The organism is Cryobacterium algoritolerans (assembly GCF_004402785.1).
GTDB classification, from domain to species: domain Bacteria; phylum Actinomycetota; class Actinomycetes; order Actinomycetales; family Microbacteriaceae; genus Cryobacterium; species Cryobacterium algoritolerans.
Window position 1 is genome coordinate 85,932 of record NZ_SOFP01000047.1, and the last position, 26,617, is coordinate 112,548.

General features: G+C 68.7%; 27 protein-coding genes. 10 read left to right on the forward strand and 17 right to left on the reverse strand.

What is annotated here, in order from left to right:
- From E3O19_RS10370 to E3O19_RS10385, 4 genes are all read left to right on the forward strand, one after another.
- Positions 1-243, forward strand: coding sequence for an exodeoxyribonuclease VII small subunit (locus E3O19_RS10370; RefSeq protein ID WP_134567335.1), 243 nt, complete (start codon positions 1-3; stop codon positions 241-243).
- Positions 240-905 carry a DUF4245 domain-containing protein gene (locus E3O19_RS10375; RefSeq protein WP_134567336.1) on the forward strand — a complete coding sequence of 222 codons (666 nt, stop codon included), beginning with the start codon at positions 240-242 and terminating at the stop codon, positions 903-905. Before E3O19_RS10370 ends, E3O19_RS10375 begins: the two co-directional genes overlap by 4 nt.
- Positions 905-1,558 (forward strand): carbonic anhydrase, encoded by a 654-nt coding sequence (locus E3O19_RS10380; protein WP_134567338.1) that lies wholly within the window; start codon positions 905-907, stop codon positions 1,556-1,558. Before E3O19_RS10375 ends, E3O19_RS10380 begins: the two co-directional genes overlap by 1 nt.
- Positions 1,559-1,642: 84 nt before the next feature.
- Positions 1,643-3,058 (forward strand): class II fumarate hydratase, encoded by a 1,416-nt coding sequence (locus tag E3O19_RS10385; RefSeq protein WP_134567340.1) that lies wholly within the window; start codon positions 1,643-1,645, stop codon positions 3,056-3,058.
- 107 nt (positions 3,059-3,165) lie between these two features.
- On the opposite strand, the gene E3O19_RS10390 is transcribed toward E3O19_RS10385, so the two are convergent.
- From E3O19_RS10390 to E3O19_RS10400, 3 genes are all read right to left on the reverse strand, one after another.
- The gene (locus tag E3O19_RS10390) at positions 3,166-4,500 is read right to left on the reverse strand and encodes a PhoH family protein (protein ID WP_241981327.1); all 1,335 of its coding nucleotides are present in this window, start codon (positions 4,498-4,500) and stop codon (positions 3,166-3,168) included.
- Between the two features lie 234 nt (positions 4,501-4,734).
- Positions 4,735-5,856, reverse strand: a complete 1,122-nt coding sequence (locus tag E3O19_RS10395) for an aminotransferase class V-fold PLP-dependent enzyme (protein ID WP_134567342.1) — start codon at positions 5,854-5,856, stop codon at positions 4,735-4,737.
- Positions 5,857-5,863: 7 nt separating this feature from the next.
- Positions 5,864-6,649 (reverse strand): isoprenyl transferase, encoded by a 786-nt coding sequence (locus tag E3O19_RS10400; RefSeq protein WP_241981313.1) that lies wholly within the window; start codon positions 6,647-6,649, stop codon positions 5,864-5,866.
- Positions 6,650-6,718: 69 nt separating this feature from the next.
- Between E3O19_RS10400 and trhA the strand changes: the two genes are divergently transcribed.
- Entirely contained in the window at positions 6,719-7,420 is a 702-nt protein-coding gene (trhA, locus tag E3O19_RS10405) for a PAQR family membrane homeostasis protein TrhA (protein ID WP_134567346.1), read from the forward strand.
- Positions 7,421-7,431: 11 nt separating this feature from the next.
- On the opposite strand, the gene E3O19_RS10410 is transcribed toward trhA, so the two are convergent.
- Together E3O19_RS10410 and mca are read right to left on the reverse strand one after the other, a co-directional pair.
- Positions 7,432-7,743: a hypothetical protein gene (locus tag E3O19_RS10410; protein WP_174776920.1), complete on the reverse strand. Its 312-nt coding sequence runs from the start codon at positions 7,741-7,743 to the stop codon at positions 7,432-7,434.
- Positions 7,740-8,603, reverse strand: a complete 864-nt coding sequence (mca, locus tag E3O19_RS10415) for a mycothiol conjugate amidase Mca (protein ID WP_174776921.1) — start codon at positions 8,601-8,603, stop codon at positions 7,740-7,742. The genes E3O19_RS10410 and mca overlap by 4 nt, the downstream gene beginning before the upstream one ends.
- Positions 8,604-8,678: 75 nt before the next feature.
- On the opposite strand from mca, the gene E3O19_RS10420 reads away from it, so the two are divergent.
- Both E3O19_RS10420 and greA read left to right on the forward strand, forming a co-directional pair.
- Positions 8,679-9,074, forward strand: coding sequence for a DUF4307 domain-containing protein (locus E3O19_RS10420; protein WP_166804534.1), 396 nt, complete (start codon positions 8,679-8,681; stop codon positions 9,072-9,074).
- Positions 9,075-9,179: 105 nt separating this feature from the next.
- Positions 9,180-9,671, forward strand: coding sequence for a transcription elongation factor GreA (gene greA / locus E3O19_RS10425; protein WP_134567350.1), 492 nt, complete (start codon positions 9,180-9,182; stop codon positions 9,669-9,671).
- A gap of 98 nt (positions 9,672-9,769) precedes the next feature.
- On the opposite strand, the gene ilvA is transcribed toward greA, so the two are convergent.
- Genes ilvA through E3O19_RS10455 form a run of 6 tightly spaced genes read right to left on the reverse strand, consistent with a single transcriptional unit; the run spans position 9,770 to position 16,281 of the window.
- Positions 9,770-11,005: a threonine ammonia-lyase gene (gene ilvA, locus E3O19_RS10430; RefSeq protein WP_134567352.1), complete on the reverse strand. Its 1,236-nt coding sequence runs from the start codon at positions 11,003-11,005 to the stop codon at positions 9,770-9,772.
- On the reverse strand, positions 10,998-12,230 hold the full coding sequence (locus E3O19_RS10435) for an AI-2E family transporter (protein WP_134567354.1): 1,233 nt from the start codon (positions 12,228-12,230) through the stop codon (positions 10,998-11,000). The genes ilvA and E3O19_RS10435 overlap by 8 nt, the downstream gene beginning before the upstream one ends.
- Before the next feature lie 44 nt (positions 12,231-12,274).
- Positions 12,275-13,417, reverse strand: coding sequence for an ABC transporter ATP-binding protein (locus tag E3O19_RS10440; RefSeq protein WP_241981314.1), 1,143 nt, complete (start codon positions 13,415-13,417; stop codon positions 12,275-12,277).
- Positions 13,414-14,304 (reverse strand): ABC transporter permease, encoded by an 891-nt coding sequence (locus tag E3O19_RS10445; RefSeq protein WP_134567356.1) that lies wholly within the window; start codon positions 14,302-14,304, stop codon positions 13,414-13,416. Before E3O19_RS10445 ends, E3O19_RS10440 begins: the two co-directional genes overlap by 4 nt.
- Positions 14,301-15,161 carry an ABC transporter permease gene (locus E3O19_RS10450; protein ID WP_134567358.1) on the reverse strand — a complete coding sequence of 287 codons (861 nt, stop codon included), beginning with the start codon at positions 15,159-15,161 and terminating at the stop codon, positions 14,301-14,303. Before E3O19_RS10450 ends, E3O19_RS10445 begins: the two co-directional genes overlap by 4 nt.
- A complete protein-coding gene (locus E3O19_RS10455) occupies positions 15,151-16,281 on the reverse strand; it encodes an ABC transporter substrate-binding protein (RefSeq protein WP_134567360.1) in 1,131 nt (376 codons plus the stop codon). Before E3O19_RS10455 ends, E3O19_RS10450 begins: the two co-directional genes overlap by 11 nt.
- A 231-nt stretch (positions 16,282-16,512) precedes the next feature.
- Between E3O19_RS10455 and E3O19_RS10460 the strand changes: the two genes are divergently transcribed.
- On the forward strand, positions 16,513-17,718 hold the full coding sequence (locus tag E3O19_RS10460; RefSeq protein ID WP_134567362.1) for a winged helix-turn-helix domain-containing protein: 1,206 nt from the start codon (positions 16,513-16,515) through the stop codon (positions 17,716-17,718).
- A gap of 328 nt (positions 17,719-18,046) precedes the next feature.
- On the opposite strand, the gene E3O19_RS10465 is transcribed toward E3O19_RS10460, so the two are convergent.
- Complete coding sequence (locus tag E3O19_RS10465) at positions 18,047-18,934, reverse strand: M48 family metalloprotease (RefSeq protein ID WP_134567364.1); 888 nt, start codon at positions 18,932-18,934, stop codon at positions 18,047-18,049.
- Positions 18,935-18,946: 12 nt separating this feature from the next.
- On the reverse strand, positions 18,947-19,513 hold the full coding sequence (locus E3O19_RS10470; protein WP_134567366.1) for a LemA family protein: 567 nt from the start codon (positions 19,511-19,513) through the stop codon (positions 18,947-18,949).
- A gap of 174 nt (positions 19,514-19,687) precedes the next feature.
- On the opposite strand from E3O19_RS10470, the gene E3O19_RS10475 reads away from it, so the two are divergent.
- On the forward strand, positions 19,688-20,446 hold the full coding sequence (locus tag E3O19_RS10475; RefSeq protein WP_194087918.1) for an ABC transporter ATP-binding protein: 759 nt from the start codon (positions 19,688-19,690) through the stop codon (positions 20,444-20,446).
- On the forward strand, positions 20,443-21,177 hold the full coding sequence (locus E3O19_RS10480; protein WP_134567370.1) for an ABC transporter permease: 735 nt from the start codon (positions 20,443-20,445) through the stop codon (positions 21,175-21,177). The genes E3O19_RS10475 and E3O19_RS10480 overlap by 4 nt, the downstream gene beginning before the upstream one ends.
- 144 nt (positions 21,178-21,321) lie before the next feature.
- On the opposite strand, the gene E3O19_RS10485 is transcribed toward E3O19_RS10480, so the two are convergent.
- Genes E3O19_RS10485 through E3O19_RS10500 form a run of 4 tightly spaced genes read right to left on the reverse strand, consistent with a single transcriptional unit; the run spans position 21,322 to position 26,598 of the window.
- Complete coding sequence (locus tag E3O19_RS10485) at positions 21,322-22,794, reverse strand: glycoside hydrolase family 1 protein (RefSeq protein WP_134567372.1); 1,473 nt, start codon at positions 22,792-22,794, stop codon at positions 21,322-21,324.
- A complete protein-coding gene (locus E3O19_RS10490; protein ID WP_134567374.1) occupies positions 22,791-24,104 on the reverse strand; it encodes a D-arabinono-1,4-lactone oxidase in 1,314 nt (437 codons plus the stop codon). The genes E3O19_RS10485 and E3O19_RS10490 overlap by 4 nt, the downstream gene beginning before the upstream one ends.
- Positions 24,101-25,336, reverse strand: coding sequence for an alanine racemase (locus E3O19_RS10495; RefSeq protein WP_134567376.1), 1,236 nt, complete (start codon positions 25,334-25,336; stop codon positions 24,101-24,103). Before E3O19_RS10495 ends, E3O19_RS10490 begins: the two co-directional genes overlap by 4 nt.
- Complete coding sequence (locus E3O19_RS10500; RefSeq protein WP_134567378.1) at positions 25,336-26,598, reverse strand: MFS transporter; 1,263 nt, start codon at positions 26,596-26,598, stop codon at positions 25,336-25,338. The genes E3O19_RS10495 and E3O19_RS10500 overlap by 1 nt, the downstream gene beginning before the upstream one ends.
- Between the last annotated feature and the right edge of the window lie 19 nt (positions 26,599-26,617).

The following is a 26,617-nucleotide window of genomic DNA, read 5'->3' on the forward strand; positions in this document are numbered from 1 at the left end:
ATGGATGCCATGACCTCGCCCGCAGACGACCTTTCCGCGCTGAGCTACGAACAGGCCAGGGACGAACTCGTGCGCGTGGTGAACGCCCTCGAGCAGGGATCCTCGACGCTGGAGGAGTCGCTCGCGCTCTGGGAGCGCGGTGAAGCACTGGCCCGTCGCTGTGAGGAGTGGCTGATTGGAGCGAAGGCGAGGCTGGACTCCGCGCGCGCCGGCCAGGCCGACACCGCCGCATCCGCAGGATGAGCGCCGCCAAACGCGCACCACGCGTCGTCGCTGAACTCGGTCGCCCGGAGACCCCGGAGGAGACCCGGAATCGGCTGGCCGAGAACTCCCGCGTTTATCGGGCACGGAAGACCGTGAACAACCTGGTGCTGTCGTTGCTGGTGACCGTCGGCGCCGTGATCGTGCTGGTGCTGCTCGTGCCGCGCAGCGAGGCCCCGCTGGACCGTCCGGTCGACTTCGCCACGGTGGCCGGGCAGGTGCAGACCGGGATCGACGAACCGCTTCTGGTACCGGATCTCCCCGCCGGCTGGCGGGCCAACGCCGCCCAGTGGCGCCTGGGCGGCTCCGACAAGATCCCATCTTGGTACATCGGCCTGCTCACCCCGGGAAACGAGTTCATCGGACTCACCCAGGGTCTCGGCGCGAACCCGTCCTGGGTCTCGGCGCAGTTGAAGAACGCTCCGCCCACCGGCACCGTCTTCATCGACGGCGTCACCTGGGACGTCTACCGCAACAGGGCCCCGGAGAAGGACCGCGGCAACTTCGACTATGCCCTCGTCACGACGGCCGGAACGAGCTCCTACCTGCTCGTCGGAACGGCCTCAAAGGCCGAATTCGCCGAGCTCGCGGCCGTACTGGCCGCCCAGATCAACGCCAACGCCCATACCAACGGAGCACGGTGATGATCGGGAGCGACGGACACGAATCCACGCCGGCCAGGGTCTGGAACGAACTCCAGCGCGGCAACGAGCGCTTCGTCAACGGCGAGCCGCGACATCCGCGACAGGACGTGGACCGACGGGCCGAGATCGCCTTCGTGCAGACCCCTGACGCGGCCCTATTCGGCTGCAGCGACTCGCGCCTGGCCGCGGAGATCATCTTCGACAAGGGCCTGGGCGACCTGTTCGTCGTGCGCAACGCCGGCCAGGTCATTTCGGATTCGGTTCTCGGCTCGCTCGAGTACGCCGTGGCGGTGCTGCGAGTGCCGCTCATCCTCGTGCTCGGCCATGACGGGTGCGGCGCCGTGCGTGCCGCCATCGACTCGCAGGCGCCCGACGCCCGGCCGTTGCCCGTGCACATCGCGAAGATCATCGAGAAGATCGTGCCGGCGGTGCGCCGGGTGAGCGGGGTAACGGATGCGGCGCCGATCGACCCGCATACCGTCGACGCCCTCGCCGTCGGCCGGGAACACCTGCGTGACACGGTCGCCGAGCTCCTCCAGCGTTCGGAGATGATCAGCACCGCCGTCGCAGAAGGTACATTGGCTATCGTCGGGGCGAACTACCGGTTACTCGAGGGCCGGGCCGTGCCCGACATCGTTGTCGGCGTGGTCTGATCCGCGCGGTCCGCCGCGCGTGGCCCCGTCGTGACCTGATGTTTTCCCCGCTCCCCGTTTCACAATCGAAAGGTAATACACACCGTGGTGGACAAGACCGCTGAAGCCGGCTTCCGGATCGAACGCGACACGATGGGCGAGGTGCGGGTCCCCGCAACCGCGCTCTACGGCGCCCAGACCCAGCGCGCCGTCGAGAACTTCCCGATCTCCGGCTCCGTGCTGGAGCCCGCGCAGATTGCCGCCCTCGCCAGAATCAAGAAGTCCGCTGCCCTGGCCAACGCGCGCCTCGGCGTGCTCGACGGAGACATCGCCAACGCGATCGCCGCCGCTGCCGACGAGGTCATCACCGGCCGGTACGATGGCGAATTCCCGATCGACGTGTACCAGACCGGCAGCGGCACGTCCTCGAACATGAACATGAACGAGGTGCTCGCCACCCTCGCCACTCGCAGCCTGGGCCGCCCGGTGCACCCCAACGACCACGTGAACGCGTCCCAGTCCTCCAACGATGTCTTCCCCACCTCGGTGCACATCGCCGTGACCAGCGCGCTGATCGACGACCTGATCCCGTCGCTCGACCACCTTGCCGTCGCCCTCGAGGCGAAGTCCGTGCTCTGGGCCGGCGCCGTGAAGGCCGGCCGCACCCACCTGATGGACGCCACCCCCGTCACCCTCGGCCAGGAATTCGGCGGCTACGCCCGCCAGATGCGCCTCGGCATCGAGCGTGTGCGCACCGCGCTTCCCCGCGTCGCCGAGGTTCCGCTCGGCGGCACCGCCGTGGGTACCGGCATCAACACGCCGGCCGGGTTCCCGCAGCTCGTGATCGAGCTGCTCGTCGAGGAGACCGAGCTGCCCGTGACCGAGGCCCGCGACCACTTCGAGGCCCAGGCGAACCGCGACGGCCTGGTCGACGCATCCGGCGCACTCCGCACCATCGCGGTCAGCCTCACCAAGGTCTGCAACGATCTGCGTTGGATGGGCTCCGGCCCGAACACGGGCTTCGGCGAACTGCACATCCCCGACCTGCAGCCCGGTTCTTCGATCATGCCGGGCAAGGTGAATCCGGTCATCCCCGAGGCCGTGCTCATGGTCTGCTCGCGGGTCATCGGCAACGATGCCACCATCGCGTGGTCCGGCGCATCCGGCTCGTTCGAACTGAACGTGGCCATCCCTGTGATGGGCACCGCGCTGCTCGAGTCGATCCGCCTGCTCTCCAACGCGACGCGCGTGCTCGCCGACAAGACCATCGACGGCCTCACCGCGAACCTCGAGCGCGCGCGCGCGCTGGCCGAGTCTTCACCCGCGATCGTCACCCCGCTCAACCGGGTGATCGGCTATGAGGCCGCTGCGAAGGTCGCCAAGCACTCGGTGGCGCAGGGGATCACGGTGCGCGAGTCGGTCATCGACCTCGGCTTCGTCGACCGCGGCGAGGTCACTCTCGAGCAGCTCGACACCGCGCTCGACGTGCTCAGCATGACCCGCCCGCCGCAGGCCAGGTAGTCCCTCCTGCTGTCAAATTCGACGGAGATTTTGACCGAACGTCCCGGTTTCCGCTCCAGGAACGCCTGTTTCGGCAAAATCTCCGTCGAATTCGACGGGCGCGGCCGTTAGGCGGGTTCGTTCCCCTCGAGCATCTCGGTGACGAGCGCGGCGATCGCGCTGCGCTCCGAACGGGTGAGCGTCATGTGGGCGAAGAGCGGATGCCCCTTCAACGTTTCGATCACCGAGGCCACCCCGTCGAAGCGGCCGACCCGGAGGTTGTCCCGCTGGGCGACGTCGTGGGTGAGTACGACGCGGGAGTTCTGCCCGATCCGACTGAGCACCGTCAGCAACACGTTCCGCTCGAGGGACTGAGCCTCGTCCACGATCACGAAGGCGTCGTGCAGCGAGCGGCCGCGGATGTGCGTGAGCGGCAGCACCTCGAGGATGCCACGGTCGACGACCTCCTCGAGCACATTCTCGGAGACGATGGCCCCGAGCGTGTCGAACACCGCCTGCGCCCACGGGCTCATCTTCTCGTTCGCGTCACCGGGAAGGTAACCCAGCTCCTGCCCGCCGACCGCGTAGAGGGGCCGGAAGACCATGATCTTACGGTGCTGCTGGCGCTCCAGCACGGCCTCGAGACCGGCACACAGGGCGAGCGCCGACTTCCCCGTCCCGGCTCGTCCCCCGAGCGACAGGATCCCGATCGCCGGGTCGAGCAGCAGGTCGATGGCCAGGCGCTGCTCGGCCGAACGGCCCTTCAGCCCGAAGACATCCCGGTCGCCGCGGACAAGCTTCATCTCGCCCTTGCCAGTGACCCGGCCCAGGGCAGAGCCACGGTCGGAGTGGATGACCAGGCCCGTGTTGACGGGCATGTCCTGCACGAGACGGGTGTGGATGACCTCGTTCTCGTACAGCTCGCTGATCTGGTTGGACCCAAGGGTGATCTCATCCATGCCCGTCCAACCGGAGTCGACCGCGAGTTCGTGCCGGTACTCGTCGGCGAGGAGGCCGATCGACGCCGCCTTGACCCGCAGCGGGAGGTCCTTGGAGACGACGGTCACGTTGAGTCCGTCGTTGGCGAGGTTCATCGCCACGGCCAGGATGCGTGAGTCGTTGTCGCCGAGCTGCAACCCGGAAGGGAGCACAGACATGTTGGAGTGGTTCAGTTCGACCCGCAGGCTGCCGCCCTCACCGACCGGGATCGGGAAGTCGAGCCGTTCGTGCTTGACCCGCAGCTCGTCGAGGAGCCGCAGGGCCTGGCGGGCGAAGTACCCGATCTCCGGGTCGTTGCGCTTGGACTCGAGTTCCGCGATCACGACGACGGGAAGCACGACCGCGTGCTCCGCGAAGCGGAAGATCGCCTTGGGATCGGACAGGAGGACGGAGGTGTCAAGCACATACGTGCACTCGGCTTGGTCTGCCCCGTTGACGCTTCGGTGCGAACCTTTTTGGTCGATCTGATTAGCGGTCACAACCACTCCCACCCCGGCCTCGAAAGGCGCGGATTGTGTTTGCGAGCTGGCCACTAAGGTCTCGAGCCGTACTTATGTGGCCGTCTCGACCAGGCGCTATACCTGATGGATGTGACGCTACTTTCCCAAGGGTTCCAGGGGAAGTCCGACACGCCCATTGATATCAGACGTTAATCAATCCGCGACCGGGTCGGCGCTGCTCGGCCGGGCCGCACCGGCTCAGTAGATTGCCGCGGTGGCATACGACGTGAACGCGCCCCGGAGCATGTCGACCGTGTCGACCGAGAGCACGGCGTGGGCGCAGAGCCGAACCGTGCCGTCCCGCGTTGTGGCCGTGACCCCATGGTTGTGCAGGGCCGCGGTCAGCATGGTCAGCTGGGCGCTGGGCGGTTCGAGGACGACGATGCCCGCTCGTTCGCTCTCGTCGCGTGAGGACACAACCGGTATGGCGAACTCGTCGGCGAGGTCGATCAGCTCCGACACGTTCACGGCGACGGCCGCCTCGATGCTGCCGATTCCGACCCTGGCAATGTCGTCGAGGGCAGCTGCGAACCGCGCCTGGGCGATCGCGTCACCATTGCTCACCCGGAATGCGTTGGCGCTCCGACTCGGCGGCAGCACCTCGTCCCATGGCTCGGCGGTGTCGGTGCCGGCAAAACCGGAGAAGACGGGCACAAGGCGCTCCACGGCCCGGTCGCTCAGGGCCAGGAACCCGGTGCCCCAGCCTGCCCTGGTCCATTTCTGACCTCCGGAGGCGACGACATCCGCCACCTCGTATGGAGCATCGACGACCCCGAAGCCCTGAATGGCGTCAACGATGAGCAGACGGTCTCCGATGACCTGACGGATGCCGTCGAGGTCGGCCCGGTGACCCGTCCGGGAGTCGACGAGGCAGACCGCGACCGCCACAGTGGCGGGGGTGAGCTGTTCCCTGATTTCGCCGGGCGTGACCCTGCCGTGCTCGGTCGCCAGCCAGACCGGCAGGGCCACGTGCAGGGCCTCGGCCGCCCGGACGGCCGCGAAGGGAACGGTCGGGAAGTCGTTCGGCGACAGGAGCACCGCCCCGGTCAGGCCGAACATGGCCTGCATGATCCCGGTGGTGGTGTTCGGCTCGCAGACCACCTGGTCGGCGCGGAAGCCCGTGGCGTGGGCGACCGCGATGCGCAGCCGTTCGTCCTGCGCGTGCAGGTGGTCGAGACTGCCGTAACGGGCATGGGAGAGCACCTCGGTCTGGCCGAGGGTTTCGGCGACAACAGCGGCAGACATGGGCCCGACCCGGGCGTAGTCGAGGTACCCGGGCTCCTCGAGGAAGCCCTCCGCGAACCGGTCTATGGCGTCCATCCGTCTCCTACCCGCCGAATCGGCGCTGGCGTTTGGCGAAGTCGCGGAGGGCTCGAAGAAAGTCCACCTGACGGAGGTCCGGCCCGAGGGCCTCGACGAAGTAGAACTCGCTGTGCGCGCTCTGCCAGAGCATGAAGTCGCTGATCCGCTGTTCCCCGGAGGTTCGGATGACGAGGTCGGGGTCTGGCTGGCCGCCGGTGTAGAGGTGCGCGCCGATCAGGTCGGGCGTGAGCGTCTCCGCGAGGTCGGCGAGCGTGCCGCCGTTCTCGAGGTGCGCACCCACGATGCTGCGCATGGCGTCTGTGATCTCCGTGCGTCCGCCGTAGCCGACTGCGAGGTTGATGTGCAGGCCCTTCTTCCGTGCGGTGCGCGCCTCGGCGGCGTCGAGCGCCGCAACGAGGGCGTCGGGCAGCCCGGCCTTGGAACCAACCTGCTGCACCCGCCAGTCCCGGTAGCGGGACAGCTCCTCGGCGAGTTTGGCAATGATCTTCGTCAGTTCGGAGAGTTCTTCACTCCCCCGGTTGGTCAGGTTGTCCGAGGACAGCAGGTACAGGGTGACCACCGAGATGCCCAGGTCGTCGCACCACTTGAGGAACTCGCGCATCTTGGCGGCCCCTGCCCGGTGCCCATGGGCGGCCGAATCGAAGCCGAGCTGCCTGGCCCAGCGCCGGTTCCCGTCGATGATCATGGCCACGTGGTCCGGCAGCACATCCTGCGTTAGTCCGCGACGAAGACGACGCTGGTACACCCCGTAAAGGATGCCGCGCGCCCAAGGAACCTGCCGCTTCTGCACACATTCACGGTAGCCCACATTGGTACCCGCGTGCCGCGCCGGGCATGCGCCCTGTCGTATTCTGGCTGTATGGCCAACGTGGACGACATCCCCAACCTGCCGCTGATGGAGAATGACACTCCCCATACGGATGACGCCAAGCCCACCTGGCGAGGCTGGATCCACGCCGGCACGTTCCCGGTCACGATCGTGGCCGGAATCATCCTGCTCGTGCTCGCGGACGGGGATGCGGCGAAGTGGAGTTCGTTCGTCTTCGTGCTGAGTTCCATGCTCCTCTTCGGCAACTCGGCGCTGTACCACCGGTTCAACTGGAAGCCGATGACCCGGCTCGTGCTCAAGCGCATCGACCACGCCAACATCTTCCTGCTGATCGCCGGCTCGTACACTCCGATCGCGGTGCTCGCCCTGCCGCCGGCCAAGTCGATCCTGCTTCTGTCCCTGGTCTGGGGCGGCGCGATCCTGGGGATCGCGTTCCGCGTGTTCTGGATCCACGCGCCGCGCTGGCTCTACGTTCCCCTCTACCTGGCCCTCGGTTGGGGGGCACTCATGTTCATCGTCGATTTCTTCCAGGCGAACGCACCCATGATGACGCTGATCATGATCGGCGGCCTCTGCTACTCGGTCGGTGCCGTGGTCTACGGGCTGAAGAAGCCCAACCCGGTACCGGGCGTGTTTGGTTTCCACGAGATCTTCCACAGCCTGACCGTGGTGGCGTTCCTCTGCCACTGGGTCGCGATCCTGATCATCGCGACCCACCCGCTCTACCCCTGACGGGCCGGCGTCTACTGACCGGTCTGCTGGCCCGGCGTCTGCTGGCCCGGCGTCTGCTGGCCCGGCGACGCCGGGTCGTCGGCATCGCCAGCCGCGTTCGCGGCGATCTCGGCCGCGAGGCGTTCCTTGATCTGGGCCCGGTACGTGTTGCGGCGGATGCGGCGGTTCAGGTCAAAACCCAGCAGCACCACCATCGCGGCGATGAAAAAAATCGCCACGAAGCCAGCCGGCCCCGGGGTCACCGTGTCCGGGTTGAATTCGGGCGGCGGGGTGTTCGCAAGGATGAAACTCGCGACCGGTCCCGCGAGCAGGAACGCGGTCACGAGTTGTCCCGCACGCCGGCGAAGAGATCGGATTCGGGCATTTCGGTGTCAACTTTCGATTGGACGAGCTGGAAGTCCTCGTACGGCCAGGCCTGGCGGATGAGGTCGTTGGGCCAGAAGAAGAAGCTGCTGCCCGGCGACACCTGGCTCGCGTGCGATCGCAGGGCGGCATCCCTGGCCTCGAGGAAGTCGCCGACGGGCACGTGGGTCGTCGCCAGCTTCGGGTAGTTCTTCATCCATTCGCGTGCCTCGCCGAGCGGCTCCAGCAGCGGGGACTCCGGCTCGGTGACGCTTAGTTCGAGGAACATCGCGTCGACCCGTTCCAAATTGAAGATCCGGTCGAAATAGAGCTTGTCGATCTGCCAGGCGGCACCGGCATCCGGGTACCTGGCCGGGTCGGCCGCGGCCCGGTAGGCCTCCATCGACACATCGTGGCAACGGATGTGGTCGGGGTGCGGGTAACCGCCGTTCTCGTCATAGGTGATGAGCACGTGCGGCCGGAACTCGCGGATGACCCGAACCACAGGTTCGGCCGAGACATCGAGGGGGACGGCGGCGAAGGAGTTGGCCGGGACCTGGCCGTCGTCGTTCATGCCCGAGTCTTCGTAGCCCAGCCATCGGTGCTGCACGCCCAGGTGGCGCTGCGCAGCCTGCATCTCGCGTCTGCGGAGCCCGGCGAGGTCGCGTTCGGCCATGGCGTGCCCGGCCATGGCTTCGTTCAGGATGCTGCCACGCTCGCCCCCGGTGCAGCTGAGCACCATTACGTCGGCGCCGAGGCTGCGATAGTAGGCGTAGGTTGCCGCGCCCTTGCTCGACTCATCGTCGGGATGGGCGTGCACGGCCAAGAGTCGCAGTGTCATCAAACTCCTCAGAAATGCCAGATAACCTTGAGCTAAGACTAATCGTTGAACAGTGAGTGTGGAGCCCCAGTGGCCGTGAGCAGCAACCTCGACACCCGGTACGGGCGTGCCCCGAATCGGAGCCTTCGTGAGCGTCGATTGCTCTGGATCGGCGCCGGCACCCTGCTCGCCGTGCTCGTTGGATGGGTGGTCTGGATCGGGCTGGGCGGGTCGCAGCCTCTGCTCGAGACCCGGGACATCGGGCATAGCGTCATCGACGCTCACGGCGTCAGCGTCACTTTCGAGGCGTCGATCCCGGTCGGTCGAGCGGCGAGTTGCGCGGTCGAGGCGCTGAACGAAGGCTTCACTGTCGTCGGCTGGAAGGTGATCGACCTGCCGCCGAGCGAGCGGTATTCGCGGGCCTTTACCGAGGTCGTCCGCACGACAGAGCAGAGCAACACCGGATTGATTTACCGGTGCTGGCTGACCTAGACTGATGGCTTCGCCCTGACGTAATACGTCGGGGCGTCCGTTGTATTGCTGCAGGCATACCCTGCGCGTCACACTCACGCACCACGCGCACGAGGAGGAGAACCCATGACTACCCCAACAACGGTCACCTGGCTGACCCAGGAGGCCCATGACCGCCTGGCCGCCGAGCTTGAGTCGCTGAGTACCGTCGGACGGGTCGAGATCGCCAAGAAGATCGAGTCCGCGCGCGAAGAGGGCGACCTCAAGGAGAACTCCGGCTACCACGCGGCCAAGGACGAACAGGGCAAGATGGAGGCGCGCATCCGCACTCTGGTCGTGCTGCTGCGCAACGCCGAGGTCGGCCACGCGCCGGAAAGCCAGGGCGTCGTGGAGCCCGGCACTGTCATTACGGCGGCGATCGCGGGCGATGAGACGCGGTTCCTGATCGGCAGCCGCGAGATCGCCGGAGGCAGCGACCTCGATGTGTTCAGCGAACAGAGCCCCCTCGGCTCCGCGATCCTCGGCCTCAAGGTCGGCGCGAGGACGTCGTACACCACGCCCGGTGGCAAGGACATCGCGGTCGAGATCCTTCTCGTCGAGACCTGGGCCGGCAACTAGCCAGTCACGCGGCCGGGGTCTCGACAGAGTCGACCACCGGGACAGGCTCGACCACCTCGGGTCTCGACCCCCGGTGGTCGAGCTTGTCGGGACCGGGACTAGTCGAAATGCGGGTCGTAGCCGGCCGAGCGGAGCACGTCCACGACGTGCTGGCGGTGGTCGGGTCCCCGGGTTTCGACACTGACGTTCAGCTCGACCTCGCTGATCTGCAGTCCGACGCCGTGCCGGGTGTGCAGCACCTCGATCACATTGGCGTGCGCCTCCGCGAGCAGTTCCGAGATGCGGGCCAGCTGGCCGGGGCGGTCGGGCAGCATGATCCGCAGGGTGAGATAGCGACCGGATGCCGAGAGGCCGTGGCTGATCACGCGCTGCATCAGCAGCGGGTCGATGTTACCGCCGCTGAGGATCGCGACGGTGGGCCCCGACGCGGTGATCTTTCCGGCGAGGATCGCCGCCACGGCGACCGCACCGGCCGGTTCGACCACGAGCTTGGCGCGCTCGAGTAGCACCAGAAGAGCGCGGGCGGTGTCGTCCTCGGTGACCGTGACGACCTCGTCGACCACGTCGCGCACGATCTGGAAGTTGAGCAGCCCTGGCTTGGCCACCGCGATGCCATCGGACATCGTCGGCGACATCACGATCTCGGTTGCCACCCCCGCGGCCAGGGACGGCGGGTAGGCCGCCGCGTTCTCGGCCTGCACGCCGATCACCCGGATCGTGCGCCCCTCGCGGGCGGCGCGTTGTTTGAGCGCGCTCGCGACACCGGAGATCAGCCCCCCGCCGCCGATGGGCACGAGAACGGTGTCGAGGCCCTGAACCTGATCGAGGATTTCCAGGCCCAGCGTGCCCTGGCCGGTGACGACATCCGGGTGGTCGAACGGCGGAATCAGAATCGCGCCGGTCTCGATCGCGTAGGCCGCGGCAGCCAGGAGGGGCTCGGCGACCGTGTTCCCACGCAGGATGACGTGCGCCCCGTAGTCGCGGGTGGCCTGAAGCTTGGGCAACGCAACACCGACCGGCATGAAGATGGTGGCCTTGATGCCCAGTTCACGGGCGGCGAACGCGACCCCCTGGGCATGGTTGCCGGCCGAGGCTGCGACGACCCCGTGGCTCTTCTCCTCGTCGGTCAACTGGGAGAGCCGGTTGTACGCCCCGCGGATCTTGTACGATCCGGTGCGTTGCAGGTTCTCGCACTTGAGGTGAACGGGCGAGCCGAGCAGTTCGCTGAGGTACCGTGAGCTCTCCATCGGGGTGACCCGGGCGACGGTCGCGACGACGGCGCGAGCCGCCTCGAAGTCGGCCAGGGTGGGGCCGACGAGGGAAACGTTAGTCATGGGCGGCACTCTCGTTCGGGTGGAAGCCGGGGCGGCGTTGCGGCACGGTCTGCCAGAGCGGTGAGCTGATGGCGATCGCCGTGCCCGTGTGGACGGCACGCCAGGTGCCGCGGTGGATGAAGTTGACCATGACGTTCAGCACCGCCGCGATCGGCACGGCGAAAAGCGCACCCGGGATGCCGGCGAGCAACGACCCCGCCGCGACAACGAGCACCACGCCGAGCGGGTGCACCTTGACGGCCGTGCCCATGATCAGCGGCTGGAGCACGTGGCCTTCGATCTGTTGAACGAGCAGCACGACGCCGAGCATGGCCAGCGCGATCGGCCAGGAGTTGAAGAGCAACGCGATGACCACGGCCACCGCGCCGGTCGCGACGGCGCCAACGATGGGGATGAACGAGCCCAGGAAGACGAGCACACCGATCGGCACGGCGAGCGGCACCCCGAGCAGCGCGGCCCCGACGCCGATTCCGACGGCGTCGATCGAGGCAACCAGGATCTGCACCTTGGCGAAGTTGCCCAGGGTCTCCCAGCCGGCCGCCCCTGCCCCGGCGACGGCGGCGCGGGCGCGCCGCGGAAAGATCCGCACGATCCAGGCCCAGATTCCGGCCCCGTCGATGAGGATGAACAGGAGGCTGAACAGGGTGAGCAGCAGCCCGGTCAGCAGGTGCCCGAGCGAGGATCCCACCGACAGCGCCCCGCTGACGAAGACCTGGCTGTCAGCCTGGATCGCCGTCCAGGCCTGCTGCAGGTACTCGTTGATCTGCGGTTCGGTCAGGTGCAGCGGCGAGGCGAGCAGGAGGTCTTTCAGCCCGGCGTAGGAGGCCGCGAGCCGGGTGCTCAGGCCGATCGTGCCATCCGCGATCTGGGTGGCGGCCAGCGTGATCAGGCCGCCGAGCACGGCGAGGGTGCCGAGCAGGGAGAGCGCGACGGCGATACCCTTCGGCCACTTGTGCCGAACGAGGAATTTGACCAGCGGAACGAGGAGGGAGGAGACGAGCACGGCGACGAGCAGCGGGATGACGATGAGCCTAAGCTGCACCACGAGGAAGAGGAAGACGGCGATCGCCGCAGCGATGGCCACGAGCCGCCACGACCACGCTCCGGCCAGGCGGATGCCGGTGGGGATGTTCTCGTCGACCCCGTTCGGAATCGGGGTCTCGGCGCGTCGCTTTCGCCCGTTCAGCAGTGCGCCCCAGCCTGGCTTTCCCGTGGATTCAGTCACCGAATCATTCTAGGCAATACCGCATTCGCCCCGTGCATGCACCGCTACGGGGAAACCATGACCGCTTCGACCGAGACCGGGGCGCCGCAGAAGCGCAGCCGCACACTGTCACCGGTGGCGGGCTGCACACGCACGACGTGTTGCACCGACACCACGGCGCCGTCGGTGAGTCGTACCCGGGTGCGGCGGAGCGAGCCGTGGAAGCTGGATGCGACGACGACACCGGCCATCCCGTCGCCGGAGAATTCGAGGTCTTCGGGCCGCACCAGGACCAGGACGTCTCCGTCGGCCTGCGACGGGTCGACGAGTGGCAGCTTCGTGCCGTACACCTGCGCGAAGCCGTGGCGCACGACCCCGGCCAGCTGGTTGCTCAGGCCGACGAAATCGGCAATGAACGGTGACGCCGGCCGGGAGTACAGATCTTCCGGCGTGCCGACCTGTTCGATCCCGCCGTCGCGCATCACGGCCACCCGGTCGGCGACGGCGAGGGCCTCGTCCTGGTCGTGCGTCACGAACAGGGTGGTGATGCCCAGCTCGGTCTGGATGCGCCGGATCTCCTCGCGCAGCGCCACCCGAACCTTGGCGTCGAGGGCGGACAGCGGCTCGTCGAGCAGGAGAACGCGCGGTTCGGTGACCAGGGCGCGGGCCAGCGCGACCCGTTGCTGCTGGCCGCCGGAGAGCTGGTGCGCGAAACGGTCGTAGTGGTCCGCCAGCCCGACGAGGGCGAGGGCGTCCCTGGCCCGGTTGCGGCGCAACGTGGCGGCGACCCCGCGCATCCGGAGGCCGAATTCGACGTTCTCCCCCGCGCTGAGGTGCGGGAACAGGGAGTACGCCTGGAACACCATACCCATGTCGCGTCGGCTCGTCGGCAGCGTGGACACGTCGACACCGTCGATCAGGATGGTGCCGGCATCCGCCGTTTCGAGGCCGGCGAGTGCCCGCAGTGCTGTCGTCTTCCCGCTGCCGCTCGGACCGAGCAGGGCCACGAACTCGCCCGCGTGCAGGGTGAGGTCGAATCCGTCCAGTGCCCGATGGGCACCGAAGTGCTTGGTGACCCCGGAGAATTCGACCACGGCTCCGTGTCTCCCGGCCGCCGCGGCCGGGGTGCCTCCGCCGCGGCCGGGTGCGGTAGTCGTGGTCTTCGTGGCGGTGATGGTCTTTGCTGTGTTCATGGTGTTCCGAGTCATGGCCGGCCTCCGATGGGGCGTCGTCGTCGCGGGCGGGTGCGTTCGGCGCCGAGACGCCCGATGAGGAGCAGCAGCAGGAACGCGAAGGTCAGGGCGAGCAGGGAGAAGATCACGGCCGTGTACGGGTCTGCCTTGCTGACCACGACGAGCGCGGTCTGCAGGTTCACCCGGCTCAGCAGCGACGCGATGGTGAATTCACCGAGCACCACGGCGACCGCGATGAACGCACCGGCGAGGATACCGCGGCGGAGGTTGGGCACGAGCACGCGGAACAGCACGCTCCGCCAACCGGCACCGAGGGTGCGGGCCGCCTCACTGAGGGTGCGCACGTCGACGCCGTCGAGGTCGGCCTGGATGGCCCGGTAGGCGTAGGGCAGCACGGTGATGCCGTACGCGAGAGCGAGAGTCCAGACGCCGCTGCCGGCGAGCCGGGAGAGCAGCGAGTAGACCGGGGCCAGGCCGACCACGAGCACGATGGCCGGGATGCTGATCGGCAGGATGCAGACGAATTCCAGCACCCGTCGCAGCCAGGGAAAACGGATGTGCACCAGCAGCAGGGTGGGCACGAGCAGCAGGAGCACGATCAGCACGGTTCCCACGGCCAGGCCGACCGAATTGGCCAGGGCCACGAGCACCTGCCGGTACTGGCCGGTCAGGCCACCCTGGGCCAGGGCGATCCAGCGGGAGGCGTCGTGCCCGCCGCCGAGCCCCTTGCGCAGGGTGAACTCGACCATGGCCACAACGGGTACGAGAAAGAACACGCCGATCACGCCCAGGATCACGGCCCGCGCGGTGCGCGACGGAGCGTGGGCGACGCCGCCCCGCGCGACCGGGCCGGGCCGGGTGCGGCGTCGGCTGCCGCCCTCTGTCCTGCGGACGGCGGTCATCGCTGCCACCTGGCGGCCCGACCCTGTAGGGCGGAGTAGCCGGCCGTCACCACCACCATCACCACGATCATCCCGAGCGCGAGCGCCCCGGCCAGGTTCTCCCGGCCGAGCAGGGTCTCACTGGTCAGCGCGGAGCGGATCTGCAGCGGCACGATCTGGGAACCCTGGCTGGTCAGCGCTGCGGCGGTGGCGTAGGAGGAGAACGCGTTCGCGAAGAGCAGCAGCAGGCTGCCGAGGAAGGAAGGGGCGAGGACTGGACCCGCAATGCGCAGCCAGTAGGTGGCACGGCTGCCGCCGAGGGTCGCGTTGGCCTCGGCCCAGGTCGGTTTGAGCGCCTGGAGGGCCGGCATGAAGGTGATGATCATCAGCGGCACCTGGAAGTAGAGGTAGGGCAGCACCAGCCCGGGGAGCTCGTAAAGCCAGACGCCGTCCGCGAAGATGTCCACGCCGAACGTGTCGCGCAGGATGAGCGTGACCATTCCCTGGATGCCGATGGTGGCCACGAACGCGAAGGCGAGCATGACCCCACCGAATTGGGCGAGCACACCGCTGAGCGAATCGACCACGGCGCGGAGGGCACCGTCCGGTCGCGCACCGAGCAACCCGTAGCAGGCGGCCGCGCCGACGAGGGCGCCGAGCACGGAGGTCAGGGCGGAGAGAGCGAACGAGTTGGCGAAGGCATCCAGCACGACCGGATTGCCGAGGGCTGCGACGGTGTCGAGCGTGAACGCGCCGGACTTGTCGAAGAATCCGGTGCCGACGGCGATCAGGGTCGGCACGACGAGAAAGAGGAGCAGATAGACCGCGAACGGCAGCAGCCCTAAGGCCGCTGCCGTTCTGCGGAGGCTACCGGACAGCGGCGGCCCATTTCGTTCCGAGTAGGGCGGCTCCGGCGGCGCTCTGCTCCTTGGTCGGCACCACGGTCTGCGCCGGCGCCTCGGGCAGGGCGCCGAGCAGTTTCGCGTCGATGGTGCCCGCGGCCGTCATGGCCTCGGCGCGGACGGGGCGTGCCCCGCCGGCCAGCCACAGGTTCTGACCCTCGTCGCTGTAGAGGAACTCCTGCCACAGCCGGGCAGCGGCCGGGTGCGGGGCATCCTTGCTCACCGCCTGGTTGTAGTAGCCGGCGTAACCGACACCACGGAAGACGACGACCTTCCAGTTGCGCTGACCGTCGAGCTTCTTGCCGTAGCCGACGTTGAGGTAGTCCCAGTCGAGCACGACGGGGGTTTCGCCCGAGGCGATCGTGGCCGGGGTCGGGTCGATTTTGACGAAGTTGCCGGCCGCATTCAGCTTGGTGAAGAAGTCGATACCGGGCTGGAAGTCGTCGACCGTGCCGCCGTTCTGCACCGTCGCCATGCCGACGGCGGCGAAGGCGGCCCCGGCCTGGGTCGGATCGCCGTTGATGGCGACCTTGCCCTTGTACTGGGCATCGAGCAGGTCGCTCAGCTTCTTCGGCGCGGGGACGGCGTCGGGGTCGTAGCCGACGGCCAGGTATCCGCCGTAGTCACCGGTGAAGCGCCCACTGGCCTCCTTGAGGGCGTCGGGGATCTCGGCCCAGGTGGCCACCTGGTACGGCGCGAACCGGTCGGTGCTGGAGAGGGCGACGGCCAGGCCCAGGTCGAAGACGTCGGGCGCGGTGTCCTGGCTCTTGAGGGTGTCCGCGGCCTGGATTTCCTCGGCGCTCGAGCCGTCCGGCGAGGCCTCGTTAATAGTGATCTCGGGGTACTTCCGGGTGAACGCGTCGAGCACGCCGCCGTAGTTTGCCCAGTCGCGCGGGAGGGCGATGACGTTGAGGCTGCCCTCCGCCTTGGCGGCGGCCTCGAGGGCCGGCAGGTCGCCGAACGCGCTCAGGCTGGTGGCTGTTGCGGCGTCGGTCGTGGCGGTCGTTCCTGCCGCGGAGCCTGAACACCCGGTCAAAGCGATGGCGAGGGTGGCCGTGGCGGCCAACGAGGCGACCAGGGTGCGTGTGGTGATCAAGTTGTCCTCCGTCGGACCAGCGACAGGCCGCACGCGCAACGGCGCGCACAGTTGGTTGCCGGGTTACTGGTCATCGCGAGATTAGGAGGCGCTGTCGACCGGCGTGCGGCACCTGCCTGAACGGAGCATGAATGCTGGGCGACGGATGCCGCGGGCCAGGCCGACTGAACTCGACGGGAGGGCGGGTGCATTCGGTGGCGAATGACGGAGGCGGGCAGTAGGGTCGAGCTGATGGTCCAGTCAGTCTCTGCCGCGCTCGCGCGCCGCATCGCGCTGGCCGCCCAGGGCTTCGGCCGCCGGTCAGCAGCGACGCCCGGCATCCGCCAACTGGATGCCCTCGTGAACCGGGTCGAGCTGCTGCAAATCGACTCGGTGAACGTCTTCGAGCGCAGCCACTACATGCCCGCATTCAGCCGTCTCGGCCCGTACGACAAGGCGCAGCTCGATCGGCTGACCGGCGGCCGCGAGGCCCGCTTCACCGAGTACTGGGCGCACGAGGCGTCGTTCCTTCCACTGGACACCTGGCCGCTGTTCGGCTGGCGGATGCAGCACTATCGTGACGAGGCCGCCGGGACATCCGATAACTGGGCCGCCGGCAACCGGCCGATGCTGGACTGGCTGCTCGCCGAACTCGCCGAGAAGGGCCCGCTGCCGGCCAGCGCCATCGAGCACGACGCGAACAAGCGCAGCGGCCCTTGGTGGGGCTGGTCCGATGTGAAGACCGGGCTGGAGGTTCTCTTCCGCTGGGGCGACGTGGTGAGCGCCGGCCGCCGGCGGTTCGAGCGGGTCTACGGGCTGCCGGAGCAGGTGTTCCCCGCTGAACTGCTCGACCGGCGGGTCGACCGGGCCGACGCCCACCGGGAGCTGATCAGCCGGTCGGCGCGTGCGCACGGCATCGGCACGGCGAAGGATTTCGCGGACTACTTCCGGTTGAAGTCGGTGCCGGCGCTGGCGGCCGTCCGTGAACTCGAGGAGGCTGGGGAACTGATCCCGGTCGAGGTTGGCGGCTGGGGCGGGCCGGGCGCGGCCGGGGCGGCGTGGCTGCACCGGGATGCCAGGCTCCCCCGGACTTTGGACGCCGCCGCCGTGCTTTCCCCGTTCGACCCCGTCGTCTGGGAGCGGGCCAGGGCCCTACGGTTGTTCGACTTCCACGACCGAATCGAGATCTACACTCCGCAGCCCAAGCGCGTGTTCGGCTACTACGTGCTGCCCGTGCTGCTCGGCGACACGATCGTCGGCCGGGTAGATCTGAAGAACGACCGCCAGTCCGGGGTACTGCGGGTGCAAGCCGCGTGGGCCGAGCCGGATGCCCCGGCCGACACGGCCGAGCGCCTCACCGCCGTGCTACGGGAGACCGCCGCCTGGCAGGGGCTGGACGAGATCGCGGTGGTCGGGCGTGGAAACCTCGCCGCCGCCCTGGCCTCCGAGCTCGTCTAAGGGTCTCCTCGGAAAGTGCGGTGAGGTTACGGCTGCGGTGGGTGTGCGTTCCACCTCGTAGCCGGGGCGTGTCGTCGGCGTAGCGCGTCGGCGGTCGGGCCGGTCAAGACCTGCGAACCGCCGGTGGTCGAGCCCGCCGAGACCCGCGGAAGATCGGGGCGACGCGGTGGTCGAGAGTGGCGAGACCTGGGGGTCGTGGTTTCGACGGGCTCGACCCATGACACGCTCGACCACCGGGGCACGCTCGACCACCGACGGACTTCGGCAGCGACAGGCTCGGCTGGCGGCGGTGATCGAGACTGTCGAGATCAGAGCGACCCCGCCGGGGTCAGAACTTACGGCCCATGGTGTGCAGACGTTCGATCCGCTCGTCGATGGGCGGGTGGGTGCTGAACAGCTTCGCCATCATGCCGGGCTTCAGAGGGTTGGCGATCCACAGGTGCGCCATCGAGGAGTTCTGCTTCCGCATCGGGCGCCCGTAGGTCTCCAGCTTGGCCAGGGCGCTCGCGAGGGCGTCGGGGTGCCGGGTGGTCAGCGCGCTCGTCGCATCCGCGAGGTATTCGCGCTGCCGGGACACGGCCAACTGCACCATGCTCGCCACGAGCGGCGCCACGATGATCGCGACCAGGCCGAACACCATGACGATCGGGTTGCCGTTGTTGTTGTTATTGTTGCGGCCGAAGAAGGCCATCCGTAGGAACATGTCCGAGATGAAGCCGACGGCAACGACGAGCCCGAAGACCACCATCGACAGCCGGATGTCGTAGTTGCGCACGTGGCCGAGTTCGTGCGCCATCACGCCCTCGAGTTCCGAGTCGTCCATGATCTCGAGCAGGCCGGTCGTCGCTGCGACGATCGCATGCTGCGGGTCGCGGCCGGTCGCGAACGCGTTCGGCGCCGGGTCGTTGATCACGTAGATCTCGGGCATCGGGGTGCCCGTCGTGATCGACAGGTTCTCGACGATGTTCCAGAGCCGCGGCTGCTCCGTCTTGCTGTTGATGCGGATGCCGCCGCTCATCGCGACGGCTTGGCGCCCCGCCATGAAGTACTGCACGAGCGCGTAGCCGCTGGCCACCACGACGGTGAGGATCAGGATGCCGTACCCGCCGCGACCGTATACGGCGTTGGCGATCCAGCCGAGCCCGGCGATGAGGGCCAGGAAGAGAATGATGATGAAGACCGTGTTGCGCTTATTCCGCGCGATGGCACTATACATCGAAGCCTGCCGTTAGAACTGCACGCGGGGCGGCTCCGCGATGGCGGCGGAGTCGGACACCTCGAAGAAGTCGCGCTGCGTGAAACCGAGGTTACGGGCGATGAGGTTGTTCGGGAAGACCTGGATCTTCGTGTTGAGCTCCCGCACCCCGCCGTTGTAGAACCGGCGGGACGCCTGGACCTTGTCCTCGGTGTCGACCAGCTCGGCCTGGAGCTGCAGGTAGTTCTGGCTCGCCTGCAACTGCGGGTAGGCCTCGGCGACGGCGAAGATGCTCTTCAACGCGGTCTGCATGTGGTTCTCGGCGGCGGCGGCATCGGCCGGGCCCTGGGCGCTCAGCGTCTCGGCGCGGGCCTTCGTGACGTTCTCGAAGACGGCTTTCTCGTGCGCGGCGTAGCCCTTGACCGTTTCGATCAGGTTGGGGATCAGGTCAGCCCGGCGCTTCAGCTGCACGGTGATGTCGCTCCACGCCTCATCCACGCGCACCTTGAGGGTGACGAGGGAGTTGTAGGTGGCCCAGAGGTAAATCCCGATGATGGCGACGAGTGAAACAATGATGAGGACCGGGATGAGCCATTCCATGGCAGCGTCTCCTTGTGATTGGGCAGGGCGAGCCGAGGCCCGGGGCATCGTGACTTGCGATGCAGATCTATCATAACTACGCGCCCTGAGGCTCCCATGTACTTCCCATGACACTCCAAGAATCACCGTCCACGGATGGTGACTTCCGCGGCTGATCGGCGAATAATGACAACCATGGTGCACAAATCTGCTCCCGCCGCCGTCGTGCGCGACCTGCATGCCCGCCGGGGGAAGCATCCGGTGCTGCACGGCCTGAGCCTGAGCGTGCCCCGCGGCCTGGTCGTCGGTCTGATCGGGCCGAGCGGCTGCGGCAAGACCACACTCATGCGCTCGATCGTCGGGGTGCAGATCGTGCAGTCCGGGGAGGTCACCGTGCTGGGCCGGGCGGCAGGCACCGCCTCGCTGCGCGGCCGGGTCGGCTACGTCACCCAGGACGCGAGCGTGTACGACGACCTCACCGTGCGTCAGAACCTGGCGTATTTCGCCGCCGTCCTCGGCGCGTCCCGTGACGATATCGACCGAGTGATCGACGCCACAGACCTGGCCGCGAACACCGGCCAGCTGGTTGGGTCGCTCTCGGGCGGGCAGCGCAGCCGGGTGTCGCTGGCCGGGGCCCTGCTCGGCTCGCCAGAGCTCCTGTTGCTCGACGAACCGACCGTCGGCCTCGACCCCGTGCTGCGGGCGGAGCTGTGGGCGCTGTTTCACCGGCTGGCCGCCACCGGGACGAGCCTGCTCGTGTCCAGCCACGTGATGGACGAGGCGAGCCGCTGCGACCGGCTGCTCCTGATGAGGCACGGCGAGGTCCTCGCCGACGACACCCCAGCCGGGCTGCTCTCCTCGACCGGCACCCACGACGTGGAGGCGGCGTTCCTGGCCCTGATTGCGTCGCGTCCCTCATCCGATCCGGCCGCCCGGGAAGCCCGCGACTCGTGAACCCGCGCCGCACCCTCGCTACCGCCGGGCGCGTGCTCAGCCAGATCCGCCACGACCCGCGCACGATTGTGCTCCTGCTCGTGGTGCCCAGCCTGCTGATCGGCCTGCTCGCCTGGATCTTCTCCGACACCCCCGTGTTCGACACCGTCGGCCCGGCGATGATCGCGCTGTTCCCGTTCATCGTCATGTTCCTGGTCACGAGCATCACCACCCTCCGGGAACGGCGCACGGGAACACTCGAGCGGCTGCTGTCGATGCCGCTCGGCAAGGCCGACTTCATCATCGGTTACACTCTGGCCTTCGGCCTGCTCGCGGTGCTACAGTCCACGGTGGCGGTCGGCTACTCGGTCTGGGTCTGCGGCCTGTCGATCAAGGGCTCGGTCTGGTTACTGCTCGCGGTCGCGGTCGCCGACGCGGTGCTGGGCACGTCCCTCGGGCTGCTGGCCAGTGCGTTCGCCCGCACCGAGTTCCAGGTCGTACAGTTCATGCCGGCGCTGGTCTTCCCGCAGGTCCTGCTCGGCGGCATCTTCCTCCCACGGGACCAACTGCCCGATGCCCTCCGCGCCATCAGCGACTGGCTCCCGCTCTCACACGCGATCGACGCGCTGCAGGCCGTCGCCAGTGATTCGCAGGATGCCGGGTACGTCGGTGGCGAGCTGCTGATCATCGGCGCGTGGATCGTCGGCGCGGTCGTGCTCGGCTCGATCACCCTGCGCCGCAAAACCCCCTAGCCTGCCGCTAGCCTCCCCCCACCGGCCTCCCTCCACCGGCCTCCCCCTCTCGCCGCCGAAACCTGGTCGAACTGTGAGTTGAGCACCGTTTCGGGGCCGAAAACCGTACCGAAGTCACCGTTCGGCGAGGATGAGGGCGGGGAACTAGCGGTCGGCAAGCACCTGCTGGAGCCAGCGGTAGGAGGACTTGGGTGTGCGCTTGCGGTTTCCATCGAGGAAGTCGACGTGGACCAGGCCGTAGCGCTGGGTGTAGCCGGCCGTCCACTCGAAGCCGTCGAGCAGGGACCGCACCACGTAGCCGCGAAGGTCGACGCCGTCGGCGACGCCCCCCGGCGCGACGGCGTCGAGGGCTGCGATGAGGTGCTCGGCGAGGTAGTCGATCCTGGCCGGGTCGTCGACGGCGCCGTCCCGATCCGCCGCGTCGGCGAAGCCTGCGCCGCTCGCGGTGATGTACACCGGTGGAAGCCGGTCACCATAGCGGGTGTGCAGTTCGCCGAGGGCCACGCCCAGGTACTCGGGGGCGATCGCCGCCCCGGCCCCGGTGACCGGGAACTCGCGGAACGGGATGACGTGGAACGGGAACGACACGGTCGTCTCCGTCTTCCCCGGGTACCGCGGCGGGCCGGCCGGGGTCTTCGGCGCGGCCGGGCCGGCCTTGATCCGGGACGGCTGCAGGTAGTTCAGCCCGTAGAAGTCGAGCGGCTGGTGGATGGTGCGCAGGTCATCCGGGTCGGTTTCGAGGAGCATTCGCAGGTCCAGCGCATACGGCTCGGGCGGCTCGGGGTAGCGGCCGAGCAGTACCGCGTCGGCGAAGAGGCGGTTGTGCAGCACGTCGAACAGGACGGCGGCGACCTCGTCGGCCTCCCTGCCGCTATCGGCCTGCACGGGCGTGTGCAGGTTGGCGATGCCGATCCGCCCGCCAACGTCGGCCGCCCGAAGTCCCTGCACGGCGAGGCCGTGGCCGAGAAGCTGGTGGTGCGCGGCCGGCAGGGCGGCGAAGCGGCGGGTCTCCCCCGGTGCATCCGTGCCGAGTGCATACCCGTTCAGGAAGACGGTGGCCGGGTCGTTCAGGGTGATCCAGGAGTCGATCCGGTCGCCGAAGACCTCGCCGAGCATGTGCGCATAGTCGCCGAAGCGCAGCGCGGTGTCGCGGCCGAGCCAGCCGCCGCGCAGCCGTAGCGGCGTGTCCCAGTGGAACAGCGTAGCCATCGGGCTGATCCCGGCGGCGAGCAGCCCGTCGAGCAGCCGGTCGTAGAAGGCCAGGCCGGTTCGGTTGAGCGCGCCACGGCCGTCGGGTTGCACCCGCGACCAGGCGAACGAGAACCGGTAGGCGTCGGCGCCCAGTTCGCGGAGCAGGGTCACGTCCTCGTCGAGCCGGTGGAAGTGGTCGGCGGCGACGGATGCGTTCGACCCGTCCATTATCCGGCCCGCCGTGGCGGTGAACGGGTCCCAGCTCGACTCGCCCCGACCGCCGTCCCTGGCACCACCCTCGATCTGGAAAGCGGACGTTCCCGTGCCGATCACAAAACCGGCGGGCAGCCGGTCACCGAGTTCGCGGGCTCGGTGGGGCCACGCCCTCGCCGCGGGGGTGTTGCTGCGTGCCGGTTTGGTGCTCATCGACCCAGGACTCTTTCCAGATAGCTGTTGCTGAAGCGGCGCTCCGGGTCGAGCCTGTCACGCACCCGGAGGAAATCCGCAAACCGGGGGTAGGCCGGGCGGAGCGTCTCCGAGTCGCGGTAGTGCATTTTGCCCCAGTGCGGGCGCCCGTCGTGCGCGCGCATGATCGCCTCGACGGCGTGGAAATACTCGGCAGGGTCTTCCCGGTGGTACCGGTGCACGGCGATGTAGCCCGTCTCCCGGCCCTGCGCGGTGGAAAGCCACAGGTCGTCCGCGGCGGCCGCGCGGACCTCGAGCGGGAACGAGATGCGCCAGCCGCGGGCGTCGATCAGTGTCCGCACCTCGCGAAGGGCTGCGGGAACCAGGTGCCGGGGCAGCGCGTATTCCATCTCGTGGAAGCGCACGGTGCGGTTGGAGATGAAGACGCGGTGGGAGGCATCCGTGTATTCGCGGCGGCCGGCGAGCCGTTCGGCGAGCCGGTTGAAACCGGGGACCGCGCCCGGCAGCGCCGTGCCGATGGCGCAGATCCCGCGGTAGACGCCGTTGGCGAGCAGTTCGTCGTCGACCCAGCCGGAGAGCCGGCCGACCGGTGCCCCGGACGCGTCTCCGGGCAGCCGGGTGTTGGTCTTGGTCAGGGCGCTGCCGGTGTGCGGGAACCAGTAGAACTCGAAGTGGTCGGCCGTTCGGGATCGTTCAAGGTAGCAGTCGAGCACCTCCTCGAGCGGCTCGGCGGTCTCGACCGCGTGCAGCAGGAAGCGGGGCACGCACTGCAGGGTGACGTCGACGAGGATGCCGAGGGCGCCCAGTCCGAGCCGGGCCGCCGGCAACAACTCGGCGTTCTCGGTGGCGCTGACGCGGAGCAGGCCGCCGTCGGCGGTGACCAGGGTCACCGCCGCAACCTGGGTGGCCAGCCCGCCGAAAGCGCCGCCGGTGCCGTGGGTGCCGGTGGAGGTGGCCCCGGCGATGGTCTGACGATCGATGTCGCCCAGGTTGGCCAGGGCGAGGTTGTGGGGCGCGAGCAGGGCAGGCAGCTGGTGCAGCCGGGTGCCGGCGGCCAGGGTGACCTGGCCCAGAGACTCGTCCACGGCGACCAGGCCGGAGAGGTCGTTCAGGTCAAGCTGCACCCCGGGGGCCACGGCGATGCCGGAGAAGCTGTGGCCGGAGCCGACGGCCTTGATCCGGAGGCCGGCTGCCGCGGCGGCAACCACTGCCCGCTGCACGGCGCCGACGCTCGTGGGGCGTTCCACCCGTACCGGCCGGACCGTCTCGCTGCCGGCCCAATTGCTCCATCTGGCACCGCTCGCGCTCACAGGAACGCCTTCCCTTCGCCGCGATAGGTGGGCAGCAGGTCCACCACACGTCCGTCGTCGACCACTGCGAACTCATTCACGTGCTCGCTCGGCTCGCCGGATTTGGAGTGCCGCAGCCACACCCGGTCACCGACCCGGAGCCGCACGGCAGCAGCGCCGGTGACCGGCGACTGCACCTCGCCCGCCGCCTCCCTGGGAACGAAGGCGAGGCCCTCCGGCCAGGCCAGCCGCGGGGTGCGGTCGGGGCCGGCCGGCCCGGAGGCGATCCAGCCGCCGCCGAGCAGGGTCGCGGTTGCGGCGGTCGGCTTGCGCACGACGGAGAGGGCGAATGCGGCCGCCGGCGCCGGCCGGAAGGTCGAGTAGTGGTCGAAGAGGTGCCCGCCGAAGAACCCGCTGCCGGCGGCGATGTCGGTCACCGAGGCGTCGTCGTGGGTGCTTTCCAGCGAACCGGTGCCGCCGCCGTTGACGAACTCGAGGTTCGCGATCTCCCGCACCGCGGTGACGGCGGCGGCCCGGCGCGCGCACAGTTCCTCGCTCGAACGCCGCCGCATCCAGCGGATGCTGAGGCCTTCCAGCGGCTTGCCGGCCGGCCGGTCTCCGACGCCGGCAACCTGCGCCTCGTAGCCCATCAGACCGACGAGGATGAAGCCGGGCCGGGCGGCGATGCCGGCGGCGAGCGCACGCGCCTCCCCCACCGTGTGCACCGGCGAGCGCCGGACGCCGACATGGCCGAGCACGGGAGCGTTCCAGCCGGCGTCCAGTTCGAGGCAGAGCCGGATGCTCTCCCGCCGTCCGGGTGGCAGCACCGCGTCGATGAAGTCGAGGTGTTCGAGCGAATCGACCATCAGGGTGACCTGCCCAGCCAGCTCCGCCGACCGGCCGAGGGAGCGGATCGCCCCACGGTCGGCTGTCGGGTAGCCGACGACGATGTCGGTCATCGTTCTGGCCAGCCACAACGCCTCGGCCAGCGTGTAGGCGAGCAGCCCCCGGTAGCCAGGCACTGCGAGGATCGCCTCGATCACGCCGCGCACCCGGATCGACTTGGTGGCGACCCGGATCGGGCTGCCGGCCGCGCGGGAGAGCAGGTCGACGGTGTTGTGGCGGAGGGCGCCGAGGTGTAAAGCTGCGACGGGCGTATCGAGGCCGGAGGTGGCCTCGGTGAGGGCAGGCCAGTAGCGGTCGGGGCTGAGCCAGGGCGTGGCATCCGCCCTGACCGACAGGTCGATGGCCATCAGCGCACCGCCTTCACCTTCTCCACGGCGATCGCCCCGGCGAAGGCGCACAGACCGGCCAGCACGAAGAGTCCCTGGAAGCCGCCGACCGCGGCCACTACGCCCGCGCCGAGCAGCGGCGCGACGGCCTGCGGCACGGCGGTGGCGATGTTCATGATGCCGAGGTCCTTGCCGCGCGTTGCCGGGTCAGGCAGCACCTGGGTGGCCAGGGCCTGGTCGACCGACAGGAAGGCCCCATAGCCGAGGCCGAGGATCCCCGCGGCCACCATCGCCGCAGACAGCTCGGGGATGAACGCGAGCATGACCGCGGCGACCCCCTGCAACCCGGCCGCGACGAAGACGAAGAGCTTGCGCCGGTTCAGGACGTCGCTCAGACGTCCGAACACGATCGATGCCACGATCACGAAGACCATGTAGACCAGCGTCAGCAGGATCAGGTCGTCCGCGGCGCTGGCATCGCCGAGCCCGAACATCAGGAAGTACAACAGCAAGGTGGTGCCGAGGGCGTTCCCGAAACTGACCAGCACCCGGCTGAGCAGGGTCCAGCCGAAATCCGGATGCTCGCGCGGGCTGATCCACAGGCCCTCGACGACCCCGCGGACGGTCACCCGTTCCCGCCGGGCGGGCAGCACCGCGTCGGGCAGCAGCAGGAACGGGATCGTGAGCAGGAGCAGCAGCACGGCCACGACCGCGTACCCGGCGAACTGGCCGGTGAACAGCATGGTGACGAGCAGCAGCCCCAGGATGGTGCCGACGGCCTGCGGTGCGGACAGCCAGCCGGATACGAATCCGCGCTGGCGCACCGGGACCTGGTCGGAAATCGTCGCGGTCAGCGCGGCCGTGAGCACGCAGAAGCCGGTGAGCGCCAGCGCCCAGCAGACGCCGATGCCGACGAGGGTCTCCTGCAGGCCGAGCAGCAGCAGCGCCGCCGCGAAGAGCACCGCACCGCCGGCGATCCAGGGCCGTCGGCGGCCGAACCTGCTCTCGGTGCGATCGGAGAGCGCCCCGGCCAGCGGATAGGCCACGATGGCGCAGGCGCCGGCGATCCCGGAGATGACACCGAACGCCACGACGCTGTCGATCCAGTGCTCCGGGTGCAGGCGGCGGTCGATCTGCGCGGGCAGCAACAGCTGGATCGGGGTGAGCTGCGCCATCCAGATGCCGAGCCAGGCCGTGGCGAAGGCGGCGATCCACCGGCCCGGCACCCGCCGGGTCGGTTCTACGAGCACGGCGACGACCGTGGCGCCGGTGGCGCCATTCATCCGGCGGCCGGACGGCCGG

Coding starts and splice junctions, on each gene's coding strand:
- E3O19_RS10495 (WP_134567376.1), bottom strand. CDS start 25,336: ATGGCCATCGACCTGTCGGTCAGGGCGGATGCCACGCCCTGGCTCAGC.
- E3O19_RS10485 (WP_134567372.1), bottom strand. CDS start 22,794: ATGAGCACCAAACCGGCACGCAGCAACACCCCCGCGGCGAGGGCGTGG.
- E3O19_RS10370 (WP_134567335.1), top strand. CDS start 1: ATGGATGCCATGACCTCGCCCGCAGACGACCTTTCCGCGCTGAGCTAC.
- ilvA (WP_134567352.1), bottom strand. CDS start 11,005: ATGACTAACGTTTCCCTCGTCGGCCCCACCCTGGCCGACTTCGAGGCG.
- mca (WP_174776921.1), bottom strand. CDS start 8,603: ATGACACTGCGACTCTTGGCCGTGCACGCCCATCCCGACGATGAGTCG.
- E3O19_RS10475 (WP_194087918.1), top strand. CDS start 19,688: ATGGTGCACAAATCTGCTCCCGCCGCCGTCGTGCGCGACCTGCATGCC.
- E3O19_RS10445 (WP_134567356.1), bottom strand. CDS start 14,304: ATGACCGCCGTCCGCAGGACAGAGGGCGGCAGCCGACGCCGCACCCGG.
- E3O19_RS10500 (WP_134567378.1), bottom strand. CDS start 26,598: ATGAATGGCGCCACCGGCGCCACGGTCGTCGCCGTGCTCGTAGAACCG.
- E3O19_RS10395 (WP_134567342.1), bottom strand. CDS start 5,856: ATGGACGCCATAGACCGGTTCGCGGAGGGCTTCCTCGAGGAGCCCGGG.
- E3O19_RS10470 (WP_134567366.1), bottom strand. CDS start 19,513: ATGGAATGGCTCATCCCGGTCCTCATCATTGTTTCACTCGTCGCCATC.
- E3O19_RS10380 (WP_134567338.1), top strand. CDS start 905: ATGATCGGGAGCGACGGACACGAATCCACGCCGGCCAGGGTCTGGAAC.
- E3O19_RS10460 (WP_134567362.1), top strand. CDS start 16,513: ATGGTCCAGTCAGTCTCTGCCGCGCTCGCGCGCCGCATCGCGCTGGCC.
- E3O19_RS10375 (WP_134567336.1), top strand. CDS start 240: ATGAGCGCCGCCAAACGCGCACCACGCGTCGTCGCTGAACTCGGTCGC.
- E3O19_RS10440 (WP_241981314.1), bottom strand. CDS start 13,417: ATGACTCGGAACACCATGAACACAGCAAAGACCATCACCGCCACGAAG.
- E3O19_RS10465 (WP_134567364.1), bottom strand. CDS start 18,934: ATGTATAGTGCCATCGCGCGGAATAAGCGCAACACGGTCTTCATCATC.
- greA (WP_134567350.1), top strand. CDS start 9,180: ATGACTACCCCAACAACGGTCACCTGGCTGACCCAGGAGGCCCATGAC.
- trhA (WP_134567346.1), top strand. CDS start 6,719: ATGGCCAACGTGGACGACATCCCCAACCTGCCGCTGATGGAGAATGAC.